The following is a 20,682-nucleotide window of genomic DNA, read 5'->3' as shown; positions in this document are numbered from 1 at the left end:
ATGGTTTTAAATCAAACAGTTTAATAATATGTCCTAATTTTTGGGTTCATATCAATGTGTGCTAAGTGATCTATCCTTTTTTATTATATTTACATCATCGATTGAACTTCTATTCCAACATTTGAACCAAGATATTTTCTGATATTAACAATTACATCACTAACCTGCTGTGAAAAGCGGAGATAGTAAGCTTGACGATTATTAGTTTGAAAGATTGCCATCACAGTTGGCTTTTTAGGATTAGGAACTGCAATTAAGGTTACGTGAGCGATATCACTATACTTAACAGTTCGCTTAAAGTATCCACTTACAACTAGACGTTTCTTAGCTAGTCCACTAACACCATCAATAATGCTCATCAATAAAAATGTAGCAATGAAAACATTCATGAGTATTGTTGGATCAGTGAAGTAATCTAAATAAAAACCAATTAGTAAAAAAATTAGTGCCCAGATAACCGATGAACTTCTAAATCGGGCCTTATAATCAATGTTTGCTTGCCAATACCAGCTATAAAAAATATAGCCAACTAGCAAGATATCAAAAGCAATATATAAAAGTGACATAATTTACCTTCTAAAATTATTTATTAACGTTAAAAATCTTACACTAATTATAACAAATACCACTTTTTCTCTCAGCATTCTATAATTGACTTAGCTTAAAATTAATAATAGTAGGAGGTTTTATTATGAATTTAGATAAGCAAATTGCTGCACTTCAAGCTGATCTTAATGCGGCTATACACGTTACCTATTTAACCGGAGCAGGTGTTTCAACTCCATCTCATATCCCTGACTATCGCTCAAAAAATGGCATTTACAATGGAATTTCGGAAAGCCCAGAACAAATTTTAAGTGAAGAAACTCTTTTTCACCAACCAGCTAAATTCCATCACTTCGTAATGGAAAACATGTATTTTCCAGATGCAAAACCTAATATTATTCACAAGAAAATTGCAGCTAGCTGCAATAAAAATGGAACATTAATTACTCAAAACGTAGACGGTTTGGATAAAAAAGCTGGTAATAAACACGTGATTGAATTTCACGGTGATCTTTATAATATTTACTGTACTAAATGTCATGAAAAAATTTCATATAACAGCTATAAAAATTCATATATTCATGAAAAAGATCAGGGAATTATTCGCCCTGGAATCATTTTATATGGTGAGTCAATTAGTGAAAAAATCCTCACAAAATCTGTTGAAAACATTCATGATAGCGATTTAGTTATTATTGCAGGAACAAGTTTTGTTGTTTATCCTTTTGCTCAACTTTTAACATATCGACAAGCTAAAGCTAAAGTTTGGGTCGTCAACAACACTAATATATCAACTTACAACGGCGTTTCGACAATTATTGACAATGCTGAAAAAGTATTTGACAAATTATATATATAACCGCTATTATCTTAACTAACATTTTATTTAATTTTTCTATTCCTCGTTCTGTTATTTTTTATTGTACAATATAGGAGAGAATTAATATATTAATAAAAAGAAAGGTTAGGATTAAATGCCATTTGCTCATGCAAAAGTTTTTTACTACGATTTTGTTGAAATTAAGCCTTGGACTTATGAACTAGTTATTAGTGACTTAGGGCTAGCATTTGTTGGAACAAAAAATAGTAACATCGAGGCATCTATCCTTGGTTTTTATCCTAATCATATTTTGATTCAAGACTCAAAGAAACTTGCTCCTTATGTTCAACAACTAAAAGAGTATTTTGCTGGTAAACGTCACTCTTTTACAGTTCCTGTCGACTACTCAAGCTTTGGAACTCCATTTCAAAATCAAGTTGTAAAAATGATTGAAAACATTCCTTACGGAACCACTATTTCTTATAATGATTTAGCAGCTTCCATTAATGGTTCTACTTCAGTTCGATCAGTTGCACATGCGGTAGCTTTAAACCCATCTTTAATTTTTATCCCAAGTCATCGTGTAGTTTTAGCCCCAGATAAAGTAGGAAGTTATAGAATGGGAGAGAAGGAAAAACAACGTTTAATAAATCTCGAAGAAGGCTATTTAAATGCAGCTAATTAAACTTTATCAACCTTTTTTTGATGCTAATAATTGGGCACATGTCTTAACTAGTGGTCAAGATTGGATGATGATTCTTACCCTAATTTTGATGGAGTGTCTACTTTCAGTTGACAATGCCGTTGTCTTAGCAGCTCAAACACAAGTATTGCCTACCAAAGATGAACAAAGAAAATCCCTGGTTTATGGTTTATGGGGAGCCTATTTATTCCGTTTCATTGTAATAGGAATTGGTACCTACTTAATTAACTTCTGGGAAATCAAATTATTAGGGGGCTTATATTTACTTTACTTAGTTTACAAGTACTTCTATGACGTTCGGCACCTTGAACTAGCTGCTAAAAAAGAAGAGGCTAAAAAAAAGAATCATAAGAAAAAGAACTCAAAAAAAATAAAGCACCATCTTTCCTTATTTTGGAGAACTGTGATCTCAATTGAGTCAATGGATATTGTTTTCTCAATTGATTCGGTTTTAGCTGCCTTAGCCATGTCAAATAACCCAGTAGTAGTTCTGGTTGGTGGAATGATTGGAATTTTATGCATGCGTGGCGTAGCCGAAATTATTATTAAGTTAATGGAAATTATTCCAGAGCTTCAAACTATGGCCTATGTCCTAATCTCAATTATTGCGATTAAATTGCTTATTTCATTACCACCATTAAACTTTAAATTACCTGATGCAATTTTTGCTGGTATTGTATTTGGTACGGTTATTTTAACAATTATTTTTCACTATGTACGACAAAATGTACATGGCAAGAAAATGCCTTAACTTAATTGTTGATCAATAAATTCCTTAAGTACAACTGCTTGGTTGTACTTTTTATTTTTAGCTCCATATAGGAAAAGAACATTTTCTTTGGCTAGTTTTTCTTTTACGTCTTTAATAAAAGCTGCTGTTGCTGGATTAGCTTTCAATTGCGCTATATACTTAGACTTGAATTCAGGATATTTATTATCTTCGTGATTGAACCATTTTCTCAATTCATTAGTTGGCCCAATTTCTTTATCCCATTCATCTAAATGAGCCTTTATCTTGCTTATTCCTCTAGGCCATAATCGATCTACTAAAATTCGATAACCAGCTGGTTGCTCATGATCATATATTCTAACTACTTTTATTTCATTCATGGTTAAACTCCTCACTCTCTGATAGTATTTATCTTCAAATATGAGTATACAACTTTTTTAGAAAGAAAAATTAATATGGATTACACAGAATTTTTTACTAATCGTTCTACAAGCGAAATCAGTAAAGACCTACTAGGTCGAACCTTGTCTTACAATAACGGAAAAGAGATTTTATCTGGCACTATTGTGGAAACAGAGGCCTATGTCGGTGTAAAAGACCGAGCTGCTCATTCTTATGGTGGCAGACGTAGTCCCGCAAATGAGGGCTTATATCGTCCGGGTGGCAGTTTATACATTTATTCTCAAAGACAATATTTTTTCTTTGACGTTTCTTGTCAAGAGGAGGGTGAACCGCAAGGAGTATTAGTCAGAGCTATCGATCCTCTAACAGGAATTGACACAATGATTAAAAACCGTAGCGGTAAAACAGGACCGCTTTTGACTAATGGGCCTGGAAAAATGATGCAAGCCTTAGGGATTACTAGTCGTAAATGGGATTTGGTTGATTTGGCCGATTCGCCTTTTGATATTGATATAAATCATAAACGCGAAATAGAAGAAATTGTTGCCCTTCCAAGAGTAGGAATTAATCAATCAGATCCTGAATGGGCTCAGAAGAAATTGAGATTTATCGTTAGCGGTAATCCTTATGTTTCAGACATTAAGAAAAAAGATATCAAAAAAAATCACGGATTTATTTGACAAAAGATTAAAAATCGTTTAATCTTTTCATCAGTTAAATAAATCCCCAATGCAATAGAGGTTGCGATAATCACAGAATTTACTTGAGTACGCGAATACAGTGAGAGTATATTTTAGGATTACCGCCGAAATAAGTTTTCTTTCGTGAAGTTAATTTATTGGGATGTAAGAGAATATCTTACATACTGTCCTGGTCGTCCCCAGGGAGCGCTATATGATTTGGTTTAATTACTGATGATTTTCAAACCTCGTTGTTTTTGGTAAACAACGAGGCTTTTTATTTACGCTTTTATTGTATTGGCTTTATTTGAAATAATTTTTGGAGGTATTTCAAAGTGAAGTCAAAAATAAGATGGTTTGGTGCTTTCCTAGCCCTAATTTTAAGTTTAGTTATCGGTTTTAGCTTTAATTCTAATCAAACCGAAGCGGCTAAAAAAGAAGCCCCCCTTAAAATCGGTATGGAAGCTAACTATCCACCATACAATTGGACTCAAACAACTGATGCAAATGGTGCGGTTCCAATTGATGGATCTAAGCAATATGCAAACGGATATGATGTCCAAATTGCAAAAATCATTGGTAAAAAGCTTCATCGTAAAGTAGTAGTAGAAAAAACTGAATGGGATGGATTATTACCAGCCTTAACTTCTGGAAAGATTGATTTAATTATCGCTGGTATGTCTCCTACGGCTGAACGTAGAAAGGCTATCAATTTCTCTGAACCTTATAGAAAAAGTACTTTCGTAGTAATTACAAATAAAGATGGAAAATTTGCTCAAGCAAAGGGATTAAATGACTTTAAGGGAGCTAAATTAACTGCTCAACAAGGTACTCTTCACTACGATTTAATCAAACAATTACATGGTGCTAAGCGTGAACCTGCGATGCGAAGCTTTTCTGCTATGCGTCAAAGTTTACAATCAGGTACTATTGACGGTTATGTTGCTGAAGATATTGAATATCAAAGCTACAAGACTGTTAACCCTAACATTGTTGCCGTTAACCTTAACAAGATGCAAGGATTTAAAGTTGATCATGATGACTCAATCACTTCAATTGGTGTTAAGAAGGGTAACACTGAATTATTAGATCAAGTCAACAGTATCTTAAAGGGTATTTCCAATAAAAAGCGTGACCAATTAATGGCCCAAGCCGTTAAGGAACAACCTCAAGCAGGCGGTAGTAAGAAGGAAAATTGGTTTATGTCAATTATGCGTCGCTACGGCTCAATGATCCTTGGCGGTGTTGGAATGACTCTTCTTCTAGCCTTAGTTGGTACTATTGCTGGTTTCTTCATTGGTTTACTTGTTGGTATTGTTAGAACTATCCCAACTCCTAAGTCTACTGGTAAAAGATGGGGCCTAAAGATTGTTAACTGGCTTTTAGCAGTTTATATCGAAGTGTTCCGTGGAACTCCTATGATGGTTCAAGCAGCTGTTATATACTACGGAATTGCTCAATTATGGCACCTTAACTTAAACCGTACTGTAGCTGCCTTAGTTATTGTTTCAATTAACACAGGTGCTTACCTAGCCGAAGTTATCCGTGGTGGTATTAATGCGACTCCTAAGGGACAATTTGAAGCAGCTTCTGCTCTTGGTATGACCCACTCTCAACAAATGTGGCACATTATTTTACCTCAAGCAATTAGAAACTCTTTGCCATCAATTACTAATGAATTTATTGTTAACATTAAGGATACTTCAGTATTAAGTATTATTTCAGTTTCAGAATTGTTCTTTGTTGGTACAACCGTTGCCAGTCAAACCTTCGAATTCTTCCAAACTTACTTCATTATTTCAATGATCTACTTAATCTTGACATTCTCAATTACTAGAATCTTTAATTTCATTGAAAAGAAGCTTGAAGGTCCAAAGAACTACAACTTAATGGCTAACCAATTACAAGTAGAAGATCCAAAGGAGACTGGATTTGAACATGAACAATAATAACGAAGAAAACATTTTACAAGTACAACATTTACAAAAGAAATATGGTGATCATACAGTATTAAAAGATATTTCTTTTAATATTAACAAAGGAGAAGTAATGACCATTATTGGTCCATCTGGTGGTGGTAAATCAACCATGTTAAGATGTATTAATCTTCTTGAAGAACCAAGTAATGGAAAAATTCTCTTCCATGGAGAAAACATTCTTGATCCTCATTTTAATCGTAACACCTTCCGTTCTAAGGTCGGAATGGTATTTCAGCAATTCAACTTGTTTAACAATAAGAATGTCCTCCAAAACTGCATGATTGGCCAAGAAATGGTTCTTGGTCGCTCCAAAGAAGAAGCTAAAAAAGTTGCTATTGAAAACTTGAAGAAAGTTGGAATGGATCCATTTCTTACTGCAAAACCTCAACAGTTATCTGGTGGTCAACAACAACGTGTAGCAATTGCTCGGGCAATTTCCATGGATCCAGAAGTTCTGCTCTTTGATGAACCTACTAGTGCCCTTGACCCAGAAATGGTTGGTGAAGTACTTAACACCATGCAACTACTGGCTAAAACTGGACTAACAATGGTAATTGTTACTCACGAAATGGGATTTGCTCGTGATGTATCTGATCAAGTAGTCTTCATGAGTGATGGAGTTATTACTGAGCAAGGAACACCGCAACAGATCTTTAACGATCCACAAGAAGAAAAGACTAAGAAGTTCCTACGTAACTTCAGAAATAATGAACTTTAAGCAAAATAATATAGAATTTCTTTTTACCCTATAAATAATAAAAAGCTGATCTCTCCATGTTTGTAACGAAGAGTATCAGCTTTTTTATTAGTCTATTGTTATCTACCTATTTATTTTCAGCTTTAGCCTTTTAGTAAAGCATAAATTATTGAAATTATGATTTCTACGATCCATACTATTCCCGAAAAGAGCGAAAGGTCCCAATATACTAATTGAGACTTTATTAAACATAAGAGAAAGGAAAATACATTATGTTCGATTTTGTATTTTGGGTTTTAGTAATTTGGTTTATTATAAATGTTATTTGGATGTGGTTCGTCTTAAACAAACAATCATATCAAAAATCCTTTGCCTGGATTAATGTAGCAGCAGTGATTATTGGTTTTTGGGTTTACTACGGTACTGGCGCTCACTCCGGCGGATTAGCTGATTGTTTCTTATGGATAAATTGGCTTAACGTAGTTTTAGCTTGCCTTCAATTTTACTTTGGATATCGCAAACTTAACAGTACTAATTAAGTTCTCAAAAACCATGCTAATCACCCAAAAGGCTAGTATTCACTGAATCGAATACTAGTCTTTTGTATTTATCACAGTTAAATAATTTCGCTATTTTCTCGTTCCTTTTCTAATTTCCAACCAATATCAAAGTATGTTTTACGTTCATTACGCAAGGCATCATAGTCACTTTGCAAACTATCAATCGCGTCCTGCAATTTTTTGTTTTGCTTCCGGATTGCATTTAATTCTGGATCATTTACAATCCCCTTTAAATGAACCTTGCCAGCCAAGTCTCTTTTAGCAGCTTGAAACTCTTTTTTCAAATTAGCCAAAGCATCCTCATACTTAACTAACTTTTTATTTACGATAGTTAATTGATCGTTCAGTTTAACAAATAATTGATATGGCATGTTTGATTTAATCTTATTGCATTCACTACACGATAAAATCAAATTATCCAAAGAATTATCATGCGATAAAGAAACGGGATCTTTGTGATCCACACTCGTTCCACGTCGGCCACAATACTGGCAGCGATAACTATACTTATGCCGAATTCGTTCCCGATCCACAAAGTCAACTTCATTTAAAGAAAAATCAACTTCAATTTCCATATTCTTCATATTTACTGCAAAATCAACATTATTCTCAGGAACGTAGTCTATTTCCTTATCTTCACTCTTAATAATTGCTAAATTAAACTCACGACGTGAAATTTGTTGCAGGGCAACTTCATTGCCATCATAATCTTGAATAAACGACTCATACTGGCGTCTATTACTATTGTTTACAAGATATTGATTTAAAGAATCCGGCTTAATCTGACCATTATTCTTCTTTCCTAGAAATCCATAAAGCATTACCTGGGAAATACTTTCAATTACCGGATTTTCATAGTTCTTTGCATCCAAATTTCTTGTTAAACAAATATCACAAATACTTGTTAACTTAGGATTCATCAACCCTTTTTGCTTAAAATGAAGACTATCAAGTCGTAAACCACAGGATGCACACTGTAATTTCAACCTATTCTTCCCCCATTAACAAAATACTAAATGCAATTCTTTGCATTTTATCTTTACCAGCAAAATCGCCTTTAAATAAATCTGGCAAAATTTTCTTGATAAAGTATTGAACACAAGTTAAATCATCAAATTTCTTAATAGTTTCAAGACTTTCTTTAAACATCTGCATGAACACAGGATTTGGATTTCCTAATTCAATTTCACCATAAGCTTCATAAAGTAAATCTAACTTATCACAAATAGATAGAATCTTACCTTCTAAAGTATCATCTTTTCCTTCAGATAGGCGCTTTGTATAAATTTTTTGAAATTCTTTTGGAATTTCATCTTTAATAAATTTAGCAGTCATGGTTTCTTCAACATCCCCAATCATTTTACGTAATTGCGGAGTTGCATACTTAACTGGCGTCTTGATATCACCAATAAAACGCTCAGTGTAATCATGGTTAAGACTCTTTTCATAAAGAGCTTTCCAATTTACCTTTTGCTTACCGATAACTTCCTCGATATCTCCCATCATTTGAGCAAGTTCGGCTGTTCTAAAACTATGATCAGCTACAGAATGGTGTTGATATTTAAAATATCCTGGTGCACGGTCAATCGACTCTAAACTATTAAAACCTTGAATATACGCATTTAATCCCATAAAAACTTACCCCTTTCAGAAATATAAAAATGTCTAAAATTTTTACTATCATAGCAAAACTCCTCTACTCTTGCAAATAAAAAATAGAGAAAGATTTAACACTTTAATCTTTCTCTATTTCTCTAATCCCGTCAACTCATTTGTATTTAAAGCAGCCAAAACAATTAACGTTGCATCATAGTAATTATTAGCAGGAAGTGGTTTTGAAAAAATATATTTTTCACGTTCTACCAAAGTATCATATCCTTCATTTTGATACTTACTTGCAGCTACAAAGATCAGTGCACTAAAACTCGCAGATTCATACTGATATAGTGGTTTCCCTGTCAAGGTAAACCCACTTGATATTTCTTCTTTTTGTTTAAAGAAACTCAGCATTTTCTTTACGATATCATTTGCTTCTTTATCACTACTTTCTGCTAAAAGCATCGGAATTCGGCAGGCATTAGCGCTATAATTACCATCATCTTTGGTTGCTACATCATTAAGCTTAACAGGAGATGCCTGTTTCTGCTTGGAAATCCAGGCAAAATCTGGAATCAGTCCTGTTTTATGTTGGCTACTAAGTTCTTGTAAATAAGTCAGCATTTGTGATTTTATTTTTAACCAACTCCGATCTCCAGTCGCTTGATAAAATTCTTCAAATGCTTGTGGCATTACATCAGACGTCCTCATTACATTATAAAAATGGGATTTCTTACTTGCCCAATTTCCTACAATAATTATTTTAGCCAAACGATTGCTTTCTAACTTTTTGATATCACTAATTAGTTTAAGTGCTTGAGCTTTATATCCATGTCCTGGCCAAACTTTATCGGCTTCAAGCAACGCTTGTGCAATCATCATGTCACCGTCACTTGCACTCACTGGATTATCATGTAAACTTCCCCTCTTATTTTCTTGTCTCCAGCTCATTAAGTTTGAATTAGACAATCGATGCTTTAAATAATAATTATCAAATTTTTGAAAATCAGTTTGGCTTCCTAAGTGCTTTTGTCCAGCCTTCACAGCTAATAACATTCCATATCCTTGTGCTTCAGACAAAACGAAAGGTGTCTTATTTTTCCCCGCTGCGTTGACATATTGCTCACTTTCACTTTGATTTTTTATATAGTCTTCTCGCCAAACTTGATAATATCTTTTTTCTATCGTGCGATCATTGCTCATCCTTACATATCCAATAATTCCTAAATAAGCTACTATCACACCTAAAATCAAGATTAAATTTTTAACTCTCATGCCCTATCTCTAATCTGCAAATCTTTTTGTTTTTACCCATTTATTCCCATCGCGCTTAAAAATTTTATCTCCGATAACTGAACAAACTGCTTGGATAGAAATAGCAATAAACAATTGTGAATAGGTAAAGTACGATCCTAATGCTAACCAAATTTGATCACTAGTGGCTTGTCCATACTGTGTAGCTAAAGCCAGATTAATTTGAGCTACATATAAAAGAATCATCAGTAACCAATTAATTAATAAAAGTTGCATCAGTAAGAGGTTGGAATCCATTGCGAAAATAATTGGTATCTTAGGATTGAAGAATCTTGCTACTACACATCCTAAATCTACGAAGAAGATAATATCGGAGAGGACAACCGCTAAATTAAACCAAAAGAAAATACAGGTTAAATAAAACGTTTCTAATTTAACCCGCCAATTACTCCTATCAAATAAATGCTTAAAATTATTTATTACAACTTGATAGTTTCCTTTTGCCCAACGCAATCGTTGATAATAATAATCATGTAAGTGCTCAGGCTCCTGTTCAAATGCTTCTGAATTATAAGCTAAAGCAATCAAATAACCATCTTCCATAATCCGAAAAGAAATTTCTGTATCTTCAGTTAACGCCCCCTGTTGCCAGCCACCAATACTTCTTACATACTCGGTATTAATAATGAAATTTGTTCCTGGAATTCGTCCAATTTTAAATAAATTCCAGACTCCAACGTGTTGAATACGCTGAGAAACAATTACTTCTTGATTGATACATCTAGTTAAAAAGTTTTGTTTTGCATTGCGTGTTTTATTTCTTCCAAAAGTAGCCATGTAGCGACTTGGTTTCTCTAAAACTTTTTTAACTAAGAAATATAGGGCATTCTGTTCTGGTAATGCATCTGCATCATAAACACAGATATATTCTCCCTGCGCTATTTCTAGGGCATCATTCAAAACCCCGGCTTTTCCTCCAGAACCCTGTCTTTCAATAATCTGTACATTTCGATACTTATATTCAGGCCTACCGGCTGCCTTGCGCATCTCAGAAGCTGTCTTATCTTGGCAGTTATCCGCATATAAAAGTATTTCTATTTTTGAAACAGGATAGTTTAAATCAAGGATTCCTTTCGTCGTTTTAGCAATTACAAGCTCTTCATTATGCGCCGGTACTACAATCGTAATTGTAGGGTAGCGTTTTAACGGAGTAATAGAAACAATTTTTTTACTATATCTAATCCAAAAACGAATTGCGCCATAAATAGTTATTAATGATGCTAAAAGAGAAAACCAAATAGATACTAAGGTTGAAAATACTAAAAAATCATTTAACATGATGATGCTTTCCTAAATGAAGGACTGTATATTCCGTTTGATGATAAATAGTCCAAAGACTACGAATCATAGCAAAAAATGCAATTAAAAATATTAATGTAACTAAAATCGCCAACATAAAGAAAACGTCTATCATGATTCGACTCCCTTTAAATATTCAACAACTAAATCTGTTTCAAGCTTTCGTTTTAAATGTTTAAGAATTGCATCAAGATCTGGGTATAATCTCAAATCTTCTTCAACAATATGCTGAGTAGCCATTTTAAATGCTGGGTGATAGTCTTCATATTTTAAAGCTCGAAGTTCTGCTTTTAATTCATCATTCAAAACCATCAAAGTTCCAGGTGCAATTGTATTAGAAATAATTAAAAATTCACCATTTCCCAGGTAATATAAATTCTCATCAACTAATCTGCTCTTTTTAAGCACTTTAGCTATCTGTTTCAAAATCTGACTGTGTTCTTCTAAATTGAACTGAGCAAACTGTTGATCATGCTCCCATTTGATGATGGTAAAGTCATCCCACAAAGGTAAATAATTTTTCTCTCTTAAAATTCTGCTTATCTTCTGGTATAGCTTCTGTGCGTTATAGGTCGTTTGCAGTTTTACATTTTGATCGTAGTGGGTAATATAGCGATAAACACTAGCCTCATTTTTCTTATAGATACTCCACCTAAAAATACATTCTCGCAACTGACTCGCTAGATAGGCTTCTATTGGAAACGAAAGTAATAATATTACCTTGGCATAAATATCTAATCTCACATAGCCAAGGGTTAAGCCACTAATTCCCAATGCCGTTAAAATTAAAATAAGCCACGTACTAACAATATTTGGCAGAATTAGGCCAACAAGTGCACCTAATACTAGAAGCATCGCAACTCCCCAAAAAATATTATCTAAAAAATTATCTGCTACTCCTAAAAAAAGAGACGGCAAAATAAGGGCGAAAATTGCTTTTAATTCTAGTCCTTTTATCGAAATGTTATTCATTTTAAAATTTATATCCTATGCTTTATTACTTTGTCCTCTATAAGGCAATTTATATAGTAATATAATTTCAAACACAACAAAATGTTATTATATTAATTTATATTTATATAACTTTTGATACAAAAAAAGGAGAGACGCTAAACAGCGTCTCTCCCTTTATTGAACAGTAAATTTAATTACTTGTTTTCGTCTTTAGCAGCTTTGTTTAAGAAAGCAACTACTTCAGCAGCTCTCTTAACACGAGCCTTAGAATTCTTCTTGTTCTTAGGTCTTAAGTTTGGTGTAACACCTGTGTTGTAGTTTTCACCTTTACGCATAGATCTATACTTCCTCTCAAATAAAATTTTCGAAAATCTTTTATTATCATACCACGAAGAAGCACGTCACTTCAATACCTAGCAGATTTTTCCACCTAATTTTTTCATCTCATCTGCAGACAATTTTTCTCCTTTAAATTCAGAAATTGTAACTCCGCCATCAATAATCCCTTCATTTGAAGATAGAGATAAGACAGCATTACGTGCGTTAAGAACTAATCCATCATCCAAAAATGCTAATTCTTTATCAGATGTATACATGTCTAAATCCATATTATTTTTAACTTTAATAGAAAAGTCAGGATCCTTATGATCTAATAAAACAAGCTGAAAATTAGCGCCAATTGTACAAGTTCCGCCCAATTTAGAGTAGCCATTTGAGCCATCATTTAAGGCTAATAAGACAACTTGGCCTGGTTTAATCTTCTTTTCTAAAGCTTCTTTAGCACCATCTTTTATTTTTAGTTCAATATTTTTTGCATCAAGCATAGTCTATTCCTCCTATGTTATTTACTAACTTAAATATAGCAGCTTTCTTTCTTCATTTCCTAATAAAATGCTCAACTTGCTATTAATAGGAAAGTATAATCTGAAAAAAGCGTTGCGAACTTACGCTAAAGAGTTCAAAATAGTAGTGTTGATTTAATTTTAAGAGGGGACATTAATGACCGTCATCAAAAATATTGCTAAAGACCGTATTTTACAAATTACGGTTGTCATAACGATCATAAGCTTATTCTTCGCCCGACCACGGATTGAAGATATTAACTTCCACACACTATACTCAATTTTAGCGATGCTGACTATCATCCAAATTTTTTCTTACTTACACGTTTTGGATGTATTAGCTTATAAGCTTACAGCTAGTGCTAGAAGTACAAGAAGATTAACTGCGATTTTTACAATCTTATCAATTGTATCTGCAATGTTCTTAACTAATGATATAACCGTTTTAACTCTTATACCATTGTATTTGACAATTGCTAAACGACACAGTTTACCTGAAATACTACCTGTCACTTTAATCGGAATGGGAGCAAATATTGGGGCCGCTTTTACTCCATGGGGTAATCCTCACAATATTTTTGTAGTTAATCGCTATAACGTTTCACCACTTAAATTTTTTAGCTGGTCACTTCCATTATTGCTGATCAGTTTAATTATCGTTTTATTATTCATCTTTTTTGTTAAAGATAAACCGATTCCTACAGTACCTCTAGAAGATATTCGGATTAGTGTCAGACCGATGGTTTTGACTATTGCTGTTTCAATTTTCTTCTTCTTTGGTGTTTTTAATATTGTTCCAGCATATGTTCCAGCAATTGTTGCCGTAATTTTGGCTCTTATTATTAATCCTTCAATTATGTTACATGTGGATTATGCTTTACTCTTAACTTTTACATGCTTTTTTATTTTTATTAGTGATATCCAGCAAATACCATTTATCGTTACACTTATTTCAAAGACCATGTTCTCTGAACATTCTGTCTTCCTAACTTCAATTATTTCAAGCCAATTTATTTCTAATGTTCCTTCAACTATCCTAATTGGTAAATTTACTAATTATGCTGAAGCCTTATTCTTAGGTTCAAATATTGGAGGATTTGGTTCACTTGTCGGATCAATGGCTAACATGCTTGTTTTCAAAAGCTTTGTTGAAAACGGAACAGTATCAAAACGCAAATTCTTCTGGGTATTTTCAGTTCTCGAATTTGCCGGTTTAATTATTTTAACAATCCTTGGCTGGATAGTCTTAGACTTTGTTATTTAGATATCGTAAAAAAGCACAAAACTGTGCTTTTTTTATGTTCTAATTTTCTGTTATTTGGTACAATATTCCTAACATTTTTACCTTGATATTTATGATATATAGAAAGGATTCAGTTTATGAGTTTAACCTGGATTATTATCATTATTTTAATTTTATTGGTAGCTATTTATATTGGCATCTATAATGGCTTACAAAAGGCTAAGGTGCATGCCGATGAAGCTTGGAGTCAAATTGATGTTCAATTGAAGCGTCGCAATGACTTAATCCCTAACTTAGTTGAAACAGTTAAGGGATATGCTAAACACGAAAGCGGCACCTTAGAAAAAGTAGTTTCATTAAGAAATCAATTAGTAAATCTTCCAGCTTCTGATCATGAAGAAGCTAATAAACTTTCTAATCAAATTACTGATTCGTTGAAGAGTATTTTTGCTTTAGCTGAAAATTATCCTGACTTAAAAGCAAATCAAAACTTCTTAGCACTCCAAGAAGAACTTACTAATACTGAAAATAAGATTGCCTACTCACGTCAACTTTATAACTCAACAGTTGCTATGTTTAATGAGAAGTTACTAACTTTCCCATCTAACTTAGTAGCTAAGATGCATGGCTTTAAGAAAATGGACTATCTTCAAACACCAACTGAAGAAAAGGCCGTTCCTCAAGTCAAATTTTAGGTTAATTAATGCTCTATCAACAAATAGCACGCAATAAGCGTAAAACAGCATTTTTGCTTGTTATATTCGTTATTATTCTAGCTCTTGTTGGTGGTGGGTTAGGATACTTAATTAATGGCGAACCGTTTTCCGGAATCGCAATTGCTCTTATTGGTAGTTTAATTTATCTTTTTATTGTTCTTCAAAATCCTGGAAATCTAGTGATGAGTATGAATCACGGACGAGAGATTCATGAAGAAGATGATCCAGAACTTTGGCACATTGTTGAAGATATGGCTCTGGCTGGACAGGTTCCGATGCCAAGAGTCTTTATTATCGATGATCCAAGCCCGAATGCTTTTGCGACTGGACGAGATCCTAAGCATAGCTATGTTGCCGTTACAACTGGCTTACGAGAACGATTAAATAGAAGCGAGTTAGAAGGCGTTCTAGGCCACGAAATTTCTCATATTAGAAATTATGATATCTTAGTTTCAACTATTGGAGTTGCACTAGCCGCAGTAATTTCTTTTATTTCTAACTTTGCCTCTCGCATTTGGTGGTGGGGCGGCAATTCAGACCGAGATGACCGAGACTCAAGTCCTTTAGAAGCAATTTTTAAGGTAGTAGCAATTGTTTTTACCCTAATTTTAGGACCACTTGCTGCAGGACTTGCCCAAATGGCTCTGTCTCGTAATCGAGAATATCTAGCTGATGCAGGCTCAGTAGAACTTACTAGGAATCCACAAGGCCTAATTTCAGCTTTAGAGAAGATTTCTAATAGTGAGCCAATGAAAGATCCAGATCCATCAAGTGCTGGGCTCTATATTGAAAATCCACTTCATAATCGTGGATTAAGTTCACTCTTTGATACTCACCCGCCTACTGCGGATAGAATTAAGAGATTAAGAAATATGTAATAAAAGGGATGCAATTGCATCCCTTTTTGTATACCTATTTCAAATTAATATGAGCTTCTCTAAATAATTTCTTTCTCATTTCTGCTGGTGTCATCCCATAATAATGCTTAAATTTTTTATAGAAAAATGACTTACTTGAATAACCAATAGTTTCGATTATTTCTTTTAATGATACATTTGGCTTAGCGAGTAATCTTCTAGCCTCTCTCATACGGCGATCGTCAACATGTTCCACAAAACTCTTACCAGTTTTTTCTTTTACCATTGTAGAGAAATAATTTCGATTAAAACCAAAATATTCAGCCGCTTCTGCTAGAGTAATGTCATTATAGTGCTGGTCAATGTACTGATCTAAGGTCTCATCCTTAAACTTATTTTCTCTTCTTTCACTCAATTTAAAGTTCTGCTCACGTAAATTGCGCAAAATCACTACGTTAAGTAACTCTAATCCAATTGTGCTATTAAATGCTGCCTGATTAAGATCATCTTGCACTATCTCTCTAATACTTTGGCTACTCCACATTACTGAGGTAGTCGTGAACAAAAAGGCTTTATCCTGAGATAAATTCTTTAAAAATAGTGTACTTAACTTCTCTTCAGTGGGAGTATCAATTGCTACGTTTTCGATTTGCTCTTCCCATGAAAAATCGCTACTCAGCTTAAATTTTATAATTACTGTATTCTTGTCACTAAGCTTGATTGCATAAGCGCTATCTTTTTCAATTAATAAGATGTTTCCACTTGTTAAAGAAAAGATTTGCATTCCTATCTTTACTTCGCATTTACCAGTAAGGCAATATAGCAGTTGACTGCTTTCGGACTGATATTCAATAAAGTCATAATGCATCCCCTCTAAATAAAGACGGTAGGACAAAAAATTCTGGGTTCGAAGCTCTACTTCACTAGCTTGATTATTTTGCATTAAACTTAATAAATAATTTTTTAATGTCGCTGTTGCCATCTCAATCAGTCCCCTTTGATTTTATTCTGTTTTAATTATAACCTTTTTATTATTTTTAATTGTCTTTTAGTCTTATTAAGCGTAAGCTTAGACTGTGAATACATCTGGGGTGCCTATCGGGCTGAGAATATACCCATTGAACCTGTTTGATTAATATCGGCGTAGGGAAAATGACTATTTTTAGACTTTTATTTAAGTCACCTCTTTGAGGTGGCTTTTTATTTTTGGAGGAAAAAATGAAAAAATTACATGTAAGAGATATCATCTTAATTGCCTTAATTGCTATTATTTTTGGTTTTATTTATTTAGCTAGTGACGGCCTCTATAATGCTCTAACGGCTCTCCTTACTCCGATTGGCTATGGAATGTTAGCTAATGACATTATGATGGGAATGTGGTGTATGGCAGGACCATTAGCAGGCTTTCTTGTTCGCATCCCTGGCTCTGCTTTCTTAGGAGAATTCTTAGGCTCCTGCGTTGAATTGATTGCCGGGGAACAGTGGGGAGCTGTTAATTTAATTTCTGGTGCCGTTCAAGGTCTAGGTAGTGAATTAGGTTTTACTTTTACTAGCTACCGTCGATATGATTGGTTTACGCTTTTCTTATCTGCTACAACTACAACCATTGTCACTTATTTGTACGATTTCATAAAAAACGGCTATAGCTATTTTTCAACCTTTAATATGATTCTCTACTTTGTAGTTCGCTGGATCTCCATGCTCCTATTTACCTGCGTATTAGTAAAATTAATCGTAAATCTTCTAGAAAAAGCTCATGTCATCCAAACAAATCAAAATTAACCAACTTTCCTTTCAATACCAAGATAAATTAATTTTTAAGAATTTAGATTTTACTATTAACCAAGGCGATTTTGTCTTATTAGCTGGTCCAAGTGGCTGCGGAAAATCTACACTTTTAAAATTAATTGCTGGCCTTGAGCCTACTTCTAACAGCAAAATTACTACTGGTTCTTTAAATCAGCCATTTGCTAATTGGGGGATGGTCTTTCAAGATCCTAATCGTCAATTCACAATGGCAACTCCGAGAGAAGAATTAATTTTTGCTTTAGAAAATAAACTAATCGATCGAATTACTGCTCAAAAGATTATCGATGAAGTTAGCAAGAAAACGAATATTTTGCATTTATTAGACCACTCCTTCCTTTATCTCTCAGGTGGTGAAAAGCAGCGTGTTGCTTTAGCCATCTTAATCGCAATGCAAAGTGACTTATTCTTACTAGATGAGCCATTTGCAAATTGCGACTCTCACAATCGAACTTTTCTACTTAACTGCTTACAATCACTTCATCAAGAAGGCAAAACGATTTTGATTAGTGAGCATAACTTTGCTAATTATGAAAAAATTGATCCCAAAGTTTTTGCTATCAAAAATCAAAAAATTAAAGCTACTACTCTACCTTCTCAAAAAGAAGTAGCAACTAATTTTTCTCTTCCTCATACAAATCAAGGATCCGTATATTCTTTTAATTCTTTCTCACTATCATTTCCAGAAAAAGAGTTACTTTCCTCAACCAATTTAAAAATCTATTCCGGAAAAGCAACCCTCCTAACTGGAGAAAACGGTAGTGGTAAAACTTCTTTATTTAAGGCCCTAAGTAAGGTTATTACTTATCAAGGAGAATTACTCTTCAAAGATAAAGAAGTTAAAAAATTGCGTCGCCGGCCTTACTTGTCAAAAGTAGGACAAATTTTTCAAAATCCAGACGATCAATTCTTAAATGTTACAGTGAAAGAAGAATTAGATTTTAGCTTAAAATACAATCAAAATCCTTCTCTAAATGAGTCTAAACTTCAGTCTATTCTAGCTAAACTCAATTTAGAAAATATGGATGAACAAGTCGTTTATTCTCTCTCTGGTGGTCAAAAAAGAAAGATTCAAATTATCGTTATGTTAATGGCCTATCCCGATGTTTTATTACTAGATGAACCATTTAGTGGGTTAGATCAAAAAAGCGTCTCAGACGTCATTTTTTTGTTAAAAAACTACTTCTTAGATGCAACTCATAGCTTAATCGTAATTAGCCACCAGCTTGATCAAATTCAAAACCTATGTGATTATCACCTTGTTTTAAAAGACCATCAGCTTTTCTACGCTAAATAGAGGTAAATAAAATGAATCCCGGACTAAAACTATTTTTAATCTTAATTATTTCTCTGGAAATATCACTTGTACCTAATTTAGTAGCAAACCTCATTATTATCGGGGCGTGCCTTATCTATCTTCTGTTTAAACGCATTAATCTTAAGAGGCTATTTTTATTATTTATCATTCCTTTATTTGCGGCGTCCGTAGTTTTTATTACAATTTACTACTTCACTCCTAGCCATAGCCTATACCAAGCTTGTGTCTTATTTACGAGAATTTACGCCTATGTATTTTTAGGAGCTACTTTCACTGAAACGACTTCTTTTCTTGCTCTAGCTCGTTCATTAGAACAAAATTTTAAATTACCCAGCAAATTTGCTTATGGAACTCTAGCGGCCTTTAATGTTATTCCCAAAATTCATGCCGAAGTGAATCGAATCCGCCTAGTTGGGGATATGAGACACTACCACTTATCTTTCTACTCACCGGCCTTATATTTTAAAGCAATTTTAGCTGCAATTTCTTGGTCTAATAGTTTAGCTGATGGAATGATTTCACACGGCTACCGTGAAGCCGGAGAAAGAAGTGTAATTGTCCCGATTGCCTTAACAAAAAAAGATTGGCTTATTTTTAGTAGCATCATAGTACTACTTCAACCAATCTTATTTCTTCTCAAATAATTATTTATGGTATGGACTGCCGTTATTAATCATAAAGGCACGGTAAATTTGTTCAGTTAAAACCAAGCGCATTAATTGATGAGGCATTGTAAATTTACCAAAACTGATTAAATCATCAGCTCGCTTATTTACTGCGTCACTTGTACCTAGACTTCCTCCAATAACAAAAGTAATATCAGAATGCCCATAAGTAGTTAAATCAGATAACTCTTTAGCAAAAGCCTCACTAGTTCTCTCTTTCCCCTTAATCGCAGTTACATAAACATATTCTTTATCTTTTATCTTATCTAAAATTCTTTTTCCCTCGATTTCTTTGACCTGTTCCATTTCAGCAGGACTTAGTTTTTCGGGGGCTTTTTCATCTGGAACTTGAACTATTTTTACCTTTGCAAAACGACTCATTCTCTTTACATATTCTGCAATTCCATCTTTAAAATACTTTTCCTTTAATTTCCCTACACAGACAATTTTTATATTCATGCTAATTTATCCCTTTCACACATCTAGCTTTTTATTTTATCCCCTAATTGACATAGCGTCCACATGAGTTTTCCCCTAGCTGTGGATTACTAAAAACTATATTTAGTGGTTTAAACTTTTAGTTCTCAACAACTTGTGGTTTATAAAAAAGTGGATAACTTTTTTCAAAAACTTATTCCACATTTTTATAAATTGAATTAATTTTCCAAACTTTTAACTCCATCCCTTACATACTAGGCTTGAACAGCCGTTCAGTCGTGAAAAAATCAGAACTTTATTTACACAAAATTCACAAGTTTTCCACATTTTTTATTTTTATTGTTGTCGACTTATACACAATCCACAGAGTTTTCCACATTTTCCCACAATCTATTTGCTAATTCTAAGACCTTGACAATCTTAAAATACGAACTTTATTAAGTTTCACACTTTAAATATTAAGAAAAAGCTATGATTACCGCTTACAAATCGTATAATCATAGCTTTTTTGCTTCTA

At 33.6% G+C, this 20,682-nt stretch carries 24 protein-coding genes and 2 riboswitches; of the genes, 13 read left to right on the top strand and 11 right to left on the bottom strand.

The window, feature by feature from the left end; translation table 11 throughout:
- Nucleotides 1-89: 89 nt before the first annotated feature.
- Complete coding sequence (locus Q9R40_RS05250; protein WP_283600352.1) at nucleotides 90-566, bottom strand: hypothetical protein; 477 nt, start codon at nucleotides 564-566, stop codon at nucleotides 90-92.
- Nucleotides 567-691: 125 nt separating this feature from the next.
- On the opposite strand from Q9R40_RS05250, the gene Q9R40_RS05245 reads away from it, so the two are divergent.
- The 3 genes from Q9R40_RS05245 to Q9R40_RS05235 all read left to right on the top strand — a co-directional run bounded on the left by Q9R40_RS05245 (nucleotide 692) and on the right by Q9R40_RS05235 (nucleotide 2,820).
- Entirely contained in the window at nucleotides 692-1,405 is a 714-nt protein-coding gene (locus Q9R40_RS05245; RefSeq protein WP_304676768.1) for an NAD-dependent protein deacylase, read from the top strand.
- A 115-nt stretch (nucleotides 1,406-1,520) separates the two neighbouring features.
- Nucleotides 1,521-2,051, top strand: a complete 531-nt coding sequence (locus Q9R40_RS05240) for a methylated-DNA--[protein]-cysteine S-methyltransferase (protein ID WP_297938363.1) — start codon at nucleotides 1,521-1,523, stop codon at nucleotides 2,049-2,051.
- Nucleotides 2,038-2,820, top strand: coding sequence for a hypothetical protein (locus Q9R40_RS05235; protein ID WP_304676765.1), 783 nt, complete (start codon nucleotides 2,038-2,040; stop codon nucleotides 2,818-2,820). The genes Q9R40_RS05240 and Q9R40_RS05235 overlap by 14 nt, the downstream gene beginning before the upstream one ends.
- Here Q9R40_RS05235 and Q9R40_RS05230 read toward each other — a convergent pair.
- Nucleotides 2,817-3,179, bottom strand: coding sequence for a DUF488 domain-containing protein (locus Q9R40_RS05230; RefSeq protein WP_300592789.1), 363 nt, complete (start codon nucleotides 3,177-3,179; stop codon nucleotides 2,817-2,819). The two genes, Q9R40_RS05235 and Q9R40_RS05230, sit on opposite strands and share 4 nt — an antisense overlap.
- A gap of 75 nt (nucleotides 3,180-3,254) precedes the next feature.
- Here Q9R40_RS05230 and Q9R40_RS05225 point away from each other — a divergent pair, with 75 nt between their 5' ends.
- From Q9R40_RS05225 to Q9R40_RS05210, 4 genes are all read left to right on the top strand, one after another.
- Nucleotides 3,255-3,881 (top strand): DNA-3-methyladenine glycosylase, encoded by a 627-nt coding sequence (locus Q9R40_RS05225; protein ID WP_270516435.1) that lies wholly within the window; start codon nucleotides 3,255-3,257, stop codon nucleotides 3,879-3,881.
- Between the two features lie 47 nt (nucleotides 3,882-3,928).
- Nucleotides 3,929-4,102: riboswitch (Lysine riboswitch) on the top strand.
- Nucleotides 4,103-4,216: 114 nt separating this feature from the next.
- Entirely contained in the window at nucleotides 4,217-5,830 is a 1,614-nt protein-coding gene (locus Q9R40_RS05220; RefSeq protein ID WP_304676759.1) for an ABC transporter permease subunit, read from the top strand.
- Entirely contained in the window at nucleotides 5,820-6,578 is a 759-nt protein-coding gene (locus Q9R40_RS05215) for an amino acid ABC transporter ATP-binding protein (RefSeq protein WP_086874564.1), read from the top strand. Before Q9R40_RS05220 ends, Q9R40_RS05215 begins: the two co-directional genes overlap by 11 nt.
- Nucleotides 6,579-6,829: 251 nt before the next feature.
- Complete coding sequence (locus Q9R40_RS05210) at nucleotides 6,830-7,096, top strand: hypothetical protein (protein WP_297938351.1); 267 nt, start codon at nucleotides 6,830-6,832, stop codon at nucleotides 7,094-7,096.
- A gap of 77 nt (nucleotides 7,097-7,173) precedes the next feature.
- Here Q9R40_RS05210 and Q9R40_RS05205 read toward each other — a convergent pair whose 3' ends face one another.
- The 7 genes from Q9R40_RS05205 to Q9R40_RS05175 form a co-directional block, all read right to left on the bottom strand.
- Nucleotides 7,174-8,103, bottom strand: coding sequence for an HNH endonuclease (locus Q9R40_RS05205; RefSeq protein WP_304676754.1), 930 nt, complete (start codon nucleotides 8,101-8,103; stop codon nucleotides 7,174-7,176).
- 1 nt (nucleotide 8,104) lies between these two features.
- Nucleotides 8,105-8,749 carry a YfbR-like 5'-deoxynucleotidase gene (locus tag Q9R40_RS05200; protein ID WP_004896187.1) on the bottom strand — a complete coding sequence of 215 codons (645 nt, stop codon included), beginning with the start codon at nucleotides 8,747-8,749 and terminating at the stop codon, nucleotides 8,105-8,107.
- Between the two features lie 114 nt (nucleotides 8,750-8,863).
- Nucleotides 8,864-9,988 (bottom strand): glycosyl hydrolase family 8, encoded by a 1,125-nt coding sequence (locus Q9R40_RS05195; protein WP_304676752.1) that lies wholly within the window; start codon nucleotides 9,986-9,988, stop codon nucleotides 8,864-8,866.
- A 9-nt stretch (nucleotides 9,989-9,997) separates the two neighbouring features.
- Nucleotides 9,998-11,305, bottom strand: coding sequence for a glycosyltransferase family 2 protein (locus Q9R40_RS05190; protein WP_300722870.1), 1,308 nt, complete (start codon nucleotides 11,303-11,305; stop codon nucleotides 9,998-10,000).
- Nucleotides 11,306-11,437: 132 nt separating this feature from the next.
- Complete coding sequence (locus Q9R40_RS05185) at nucleotides 11,438-12,298, bottom strand: hypothetical protein (protein ID WP_304676749.1); 861 nt, start codon at nucleotides 12,296-12,298, stop codon at nucleotides 11,438-11,440.
- A gap of 176 nt (nucleotides 12,299-12,474) precedes the next feature.
- Nucleotides 12,475-12,615 (bottom strand): hypothetical protein, encoded by a 141-nt coding sequence (locus Q9R40_RS05180; RefSeq protein ID WP_003649666.1) that lies wholly within the window; start codon nucleotides 12,613-12,615, stop codon nucleotides 12,475-12,477.
- A gap of 78 nt (nucleotides 12,616-12,693) precedes the next feature.
- Entirely contained in the window at nucleotides 12,694-13,104 is a 411-nt protein-coding gene (locus tag Q9R40_RS05175) for an iron-sulfur cluster biosynthesis family protein (protein ID WP_297938331.1), read from the bottom strand.
- Nucleotides 13,105-13,279: 175 nt separating this feature from the next.
- Between Q9R40_RS05175 and Q9R40_RS05170 the strand changes: the two genes are divergently transcribed.
- From Q9R40_RS05170 to htpX, 3 genes are all read left to right on the top strand, one after another.
- Nucleotides 13,280-14,386: an SLC13 family permease gene (locus Q9R40_RS05170; RefSeq protein ID WP_297938328.1), complete on the top strand. Its 1,107-nt coding sequence runs from the start codon at nucleotides 13,280-13,282 to the stop codon at nucleotides 14,384-14,386.
- Nucleotides 14,387-14,502: 116 nt separating this feature from the next.
- Nucleotides 14,503-15,060, top strand: a complete 558-nt coding sequence (locus Q9R40_RS05165) for a LemA family protein (RefSeq protein WP_004896202.1) — start codon at nucleotides 14,503-14,505, stop codon at nucleotides 15,058-15,060.
- A gap of 8 nt (nucleotides 15,061-15,068) precedes the next feature.
- The gene (gene htpX / locus Q9R40_RS05160; RefSeq protein ID WP_300722877.1) at nucleotides 15,069-15,959 is read left to right on the top strand and encodes a zinc metalloprotease HtpX; all 891 of its coding nucleotides are present in this window, start codon (nucleotides 15,069-15,071) and stop codon (nucleotides 15,957-15,959) included.
- Between the two features lie 34 nt (nucleotides 15,960-15,993).
- Here htpX and Q9R40_RS05155 read toward each other — a convergent pair whose 3' ends face one another.
- Nucleotides 15,994-16,920, bottom strand: coding sequence for an AraC family transcriptional regulator (locus Q9R40_RS05155; protein ID WP_270516429.1), 927 nt, complete (start codon nucleotides 16,918-16,920; stop codon nucleotides 15,994-15,996).
- A gap of 95 nt (nucleotides 16,921-17,015) precedes the next feature.
- Nucleotides 17,016-17,106: riboswitch (TPP riboswitch) on the top strand.
- A gap of 50 nt (nucleotides 17,107-17,156) precedes the next feature.
- Here Q9R40_RS05155 and Q9R40_RS05150 point away from each other — a divergent pair.
- The 3 genes from Q9R40_RS05150 to Q9R40_RS05140 are packed head-to-tail and all read left to right on the top strand — an operon-like array spanning nucleotide 17,157 to nucleotide 19,706.
- Nucleotides 17,157-17,720: an ECF transporter S component gene (locus Q9R40_RS05150; RefSeq protein WP_304676735.1), complete on the top strand. Its 564-nt coding sequence runs from the start codon at nucleotides 17,157-17,159 to the stop codon at nucleotides 17,718-17,720.
- Nucleotides 17,695-19,041, top strand: coding sequence for an ATP-binding cassette domain-containing protein (locus Q9R40_RS05145; RefSeq protein WP_304676732.1), 1,347 nt, complete (start codon nucleotides 17,695-17,697; stop codon nucleotides 19,039-19,041). The genes Q9R40_RS05150 and Q9R40_RS05145 overlap by 26 nt, the downstream gene beginning before the upstream one ends.
- Nucleotides 19,042-19,052: 11 nt before the next feature.
- The gene (locus tag Q9R40_RS05140; RefSeq protein WP_304676730.1) at nucleotides 19,053-19,706 is read left to right on the top strand and encodes an energy-coupling factor transporter transmembrane protein EcfT; all 654 of its coding nucleotides are present in this window, start codon (nucleotides 19,053-19,055) and stop codon (nucleotides 19,704-19,706) included.
- Here the strand turns inward: Q9R40_RS05140 and rlmH are convergent, their stop codons facing one another.
- On the bottom strand, nucleotides 19,707-20,186 hold the full coding sequence (gene rlmH, locus Q9R40_RS05135) for a 23S rRNA (pseudouridine(1915)-N(3))-methyltransferase RlmH (protein ID WP_304676728.1): 480 nt from the start codon (nucleotides 20,184-20,186) through the stop codon (nucleotides 19,707-19,709).
- Between the last annotated feature and the right edge of the window lie 496 nt (nucleotides 20,187-20,682).

It is taken from the genome of uncultured Lactobacillus sp., assembly GCF_948948975.1.
Classification (GTDB): domain Bacteria; phylum Bacillota; class Bacilli; order Lactobacillales; family Lactobacillaceae; genus Lactobacillus.
This window is presented reverse-complemented; position numbering and strand designations above follow the sequence as displayed.

What these genes read in the sequence shown, in the direction of transcription:
- Q9R40_RS05170 (WP_297938328.1), top strand. Translation starts at nt 13,280, where the DNA reads ATGACCGTCATCAAAAATATTGCTAAAGACCGTATTTTACAAATTACG.
- Q9R40_RS05150 (WP_304676735.1), top strand. Translation starts at nt 17,157, where the DNA reads ATGAAAAAATTACATGTAAGAGATATCATCTTAATTGCCTTAATTGCT.
- Q9R40_RS05165 (WP_004896202.1), top strand. Translation starts at nt 14,503, where the DNA reads ATGAGTTTAACCTGGATTATTATCATTATTTTAATTTTATTGGTAGCT.
- Q9R40_RS05145 (WP_304676732.1), top strand. Translation starts at nt 17,695, where the DNA reads ATGTCATCCAAACAAATCAAAATTAACCAACTTTCCTTTCAATACCAA.
- Q9R40_RS05190 (WP_300722870.1), bottom strand. Translation starts at nt 11,305, where the DNA reads ATGTTAAATGATTTTTTAGTATTTTCAACCTTAGTATCTATTTGGTTT.
- Q9R40_RS05185 (WP_304676749.1), bottom strand. Translation starts at nt 12,298, where the DNA reads ATGAATAACATTTCGATAAAAGGACTAGAATTAAAAGCAATTTTCGCC.
- Q9R40_RS05235 (WP_304676765.1), top strand. Translation starts at nt 2,038, where the DNA reads ATGCAGCTAATTAAACTTTATCAACCTTTTTTTGATGCTAATAATTGG.
- Q9R40_RS05230 (WP_300592789.1), bottom strand. Translation starts at nt 3,179, where the DNA reads ATGAATGAAATAAAAGTAGTTAGAATATATGATCATGAGCAACCAGCT.
- Q9R40_RS05195 (WP_304676752.1), bottom strand. Translation starts at nt 9,988, where the DNA reads ATGAGAGTTAAAAATTTAATCTTGATTTTAGGTGTGATAGTAGCTTAT.
- Q9R40_RS05175 (WP_297938331.1), bottom strand. Translation starts at nt 13,104, where the DNA reads ATGCTTGATGCAAAAAATATTGAACTAAAAATAAAAGATGGTGCTAAA.
- Q9R40_RS05240 (WP_297938363.1), top strand. Translation starts at nt 1,521, where the DNA reads ATGCCATTTGCTCATGCAAAAGTTTTTTACTACGATTTTGTTGAAATT.
- Q9R40_RS05210 (WP_297938351.1), top strand. Translation starts at nt 6,830, where the DNA reads ATGTTCGATTTTGTATTTTGGGTTTTAGTAATTTGGTTTATTATAAAT.
- Q9R40_RS05180 (WP_003649666.1), bottom strand. Translation starts at nt 12,615, where the DNA reads ATGCGTAAAGGTGAAAACTACAACACAGGTGTTACACCAAACTTAAGA.
- htpX (WP_300722877.1), top strand. Translation starts at nt 15,069, where the DNA reads ATGCTCTATCAACAAATAGCACGCAATAAGCGTAAAACAGCATTTTTG.
- Q9R40_RS05215 (WP_086874564.1), top strand. Translation starts at nt 5,820, where the DNA reads ATGAACAATAATAACGAAGAAAACATTTTACAAGTACAACATTTACAA.
- Q9R40_RS05155 (WP_270516429.1), bottom strand. Translation starts at nt 16,920, where the DNA reads ATGGCAACAGCGACATTAAAAAATTATTTATTAAGTTTAATGCAAAAT.
- rlmH (WP_304676728.1), bottom strand. Translation starts at nt 20,186, where the DNA reads ATGAATATAAAAATTGTCTGTGTAGGGAAATTAAAGGAAAAGTATTTT.
- Q9R40_RS05140 (WP_304676730.1), top strand. Translation starts at nt 19,053, where the DNA reads ATGAATCCCGGACTAAAACTATTTTTAATCTTAATTATTTCTCTGGAA.
- Q9R40_RS05250 (WP_283600352.1), bottom strand. Translation starts at nt 566, where the DNA reads ATGTCACTTTTATATATTGCTTTTGATATCTTGCTAGTTGGCTATATT.
- Q9R40_RS05225 (WP_270516435.1), top strand. Translation starts at nt 3,255, where the DNA reads ATGGATTACACAGAATTTTTTACTAATCGTTCTACAAGCGAAATCAGT.
- Q9R40_RS05245 (WP_304676768.1), top strand. Translation starts at nt 692, where the DNA reads ATGAATTTAGATAAGCAAATTGCTGCACTTCAAGCTGATCTTAATGCG.
- Q9R40_RS05200 (WP_004896187.1), bottom strand. Translation starts at nt 8,749, where the DNA reads ATGGGATTAAATGCGTATATTCAAGGTTTTAATAGTTTAGAGTCGATT.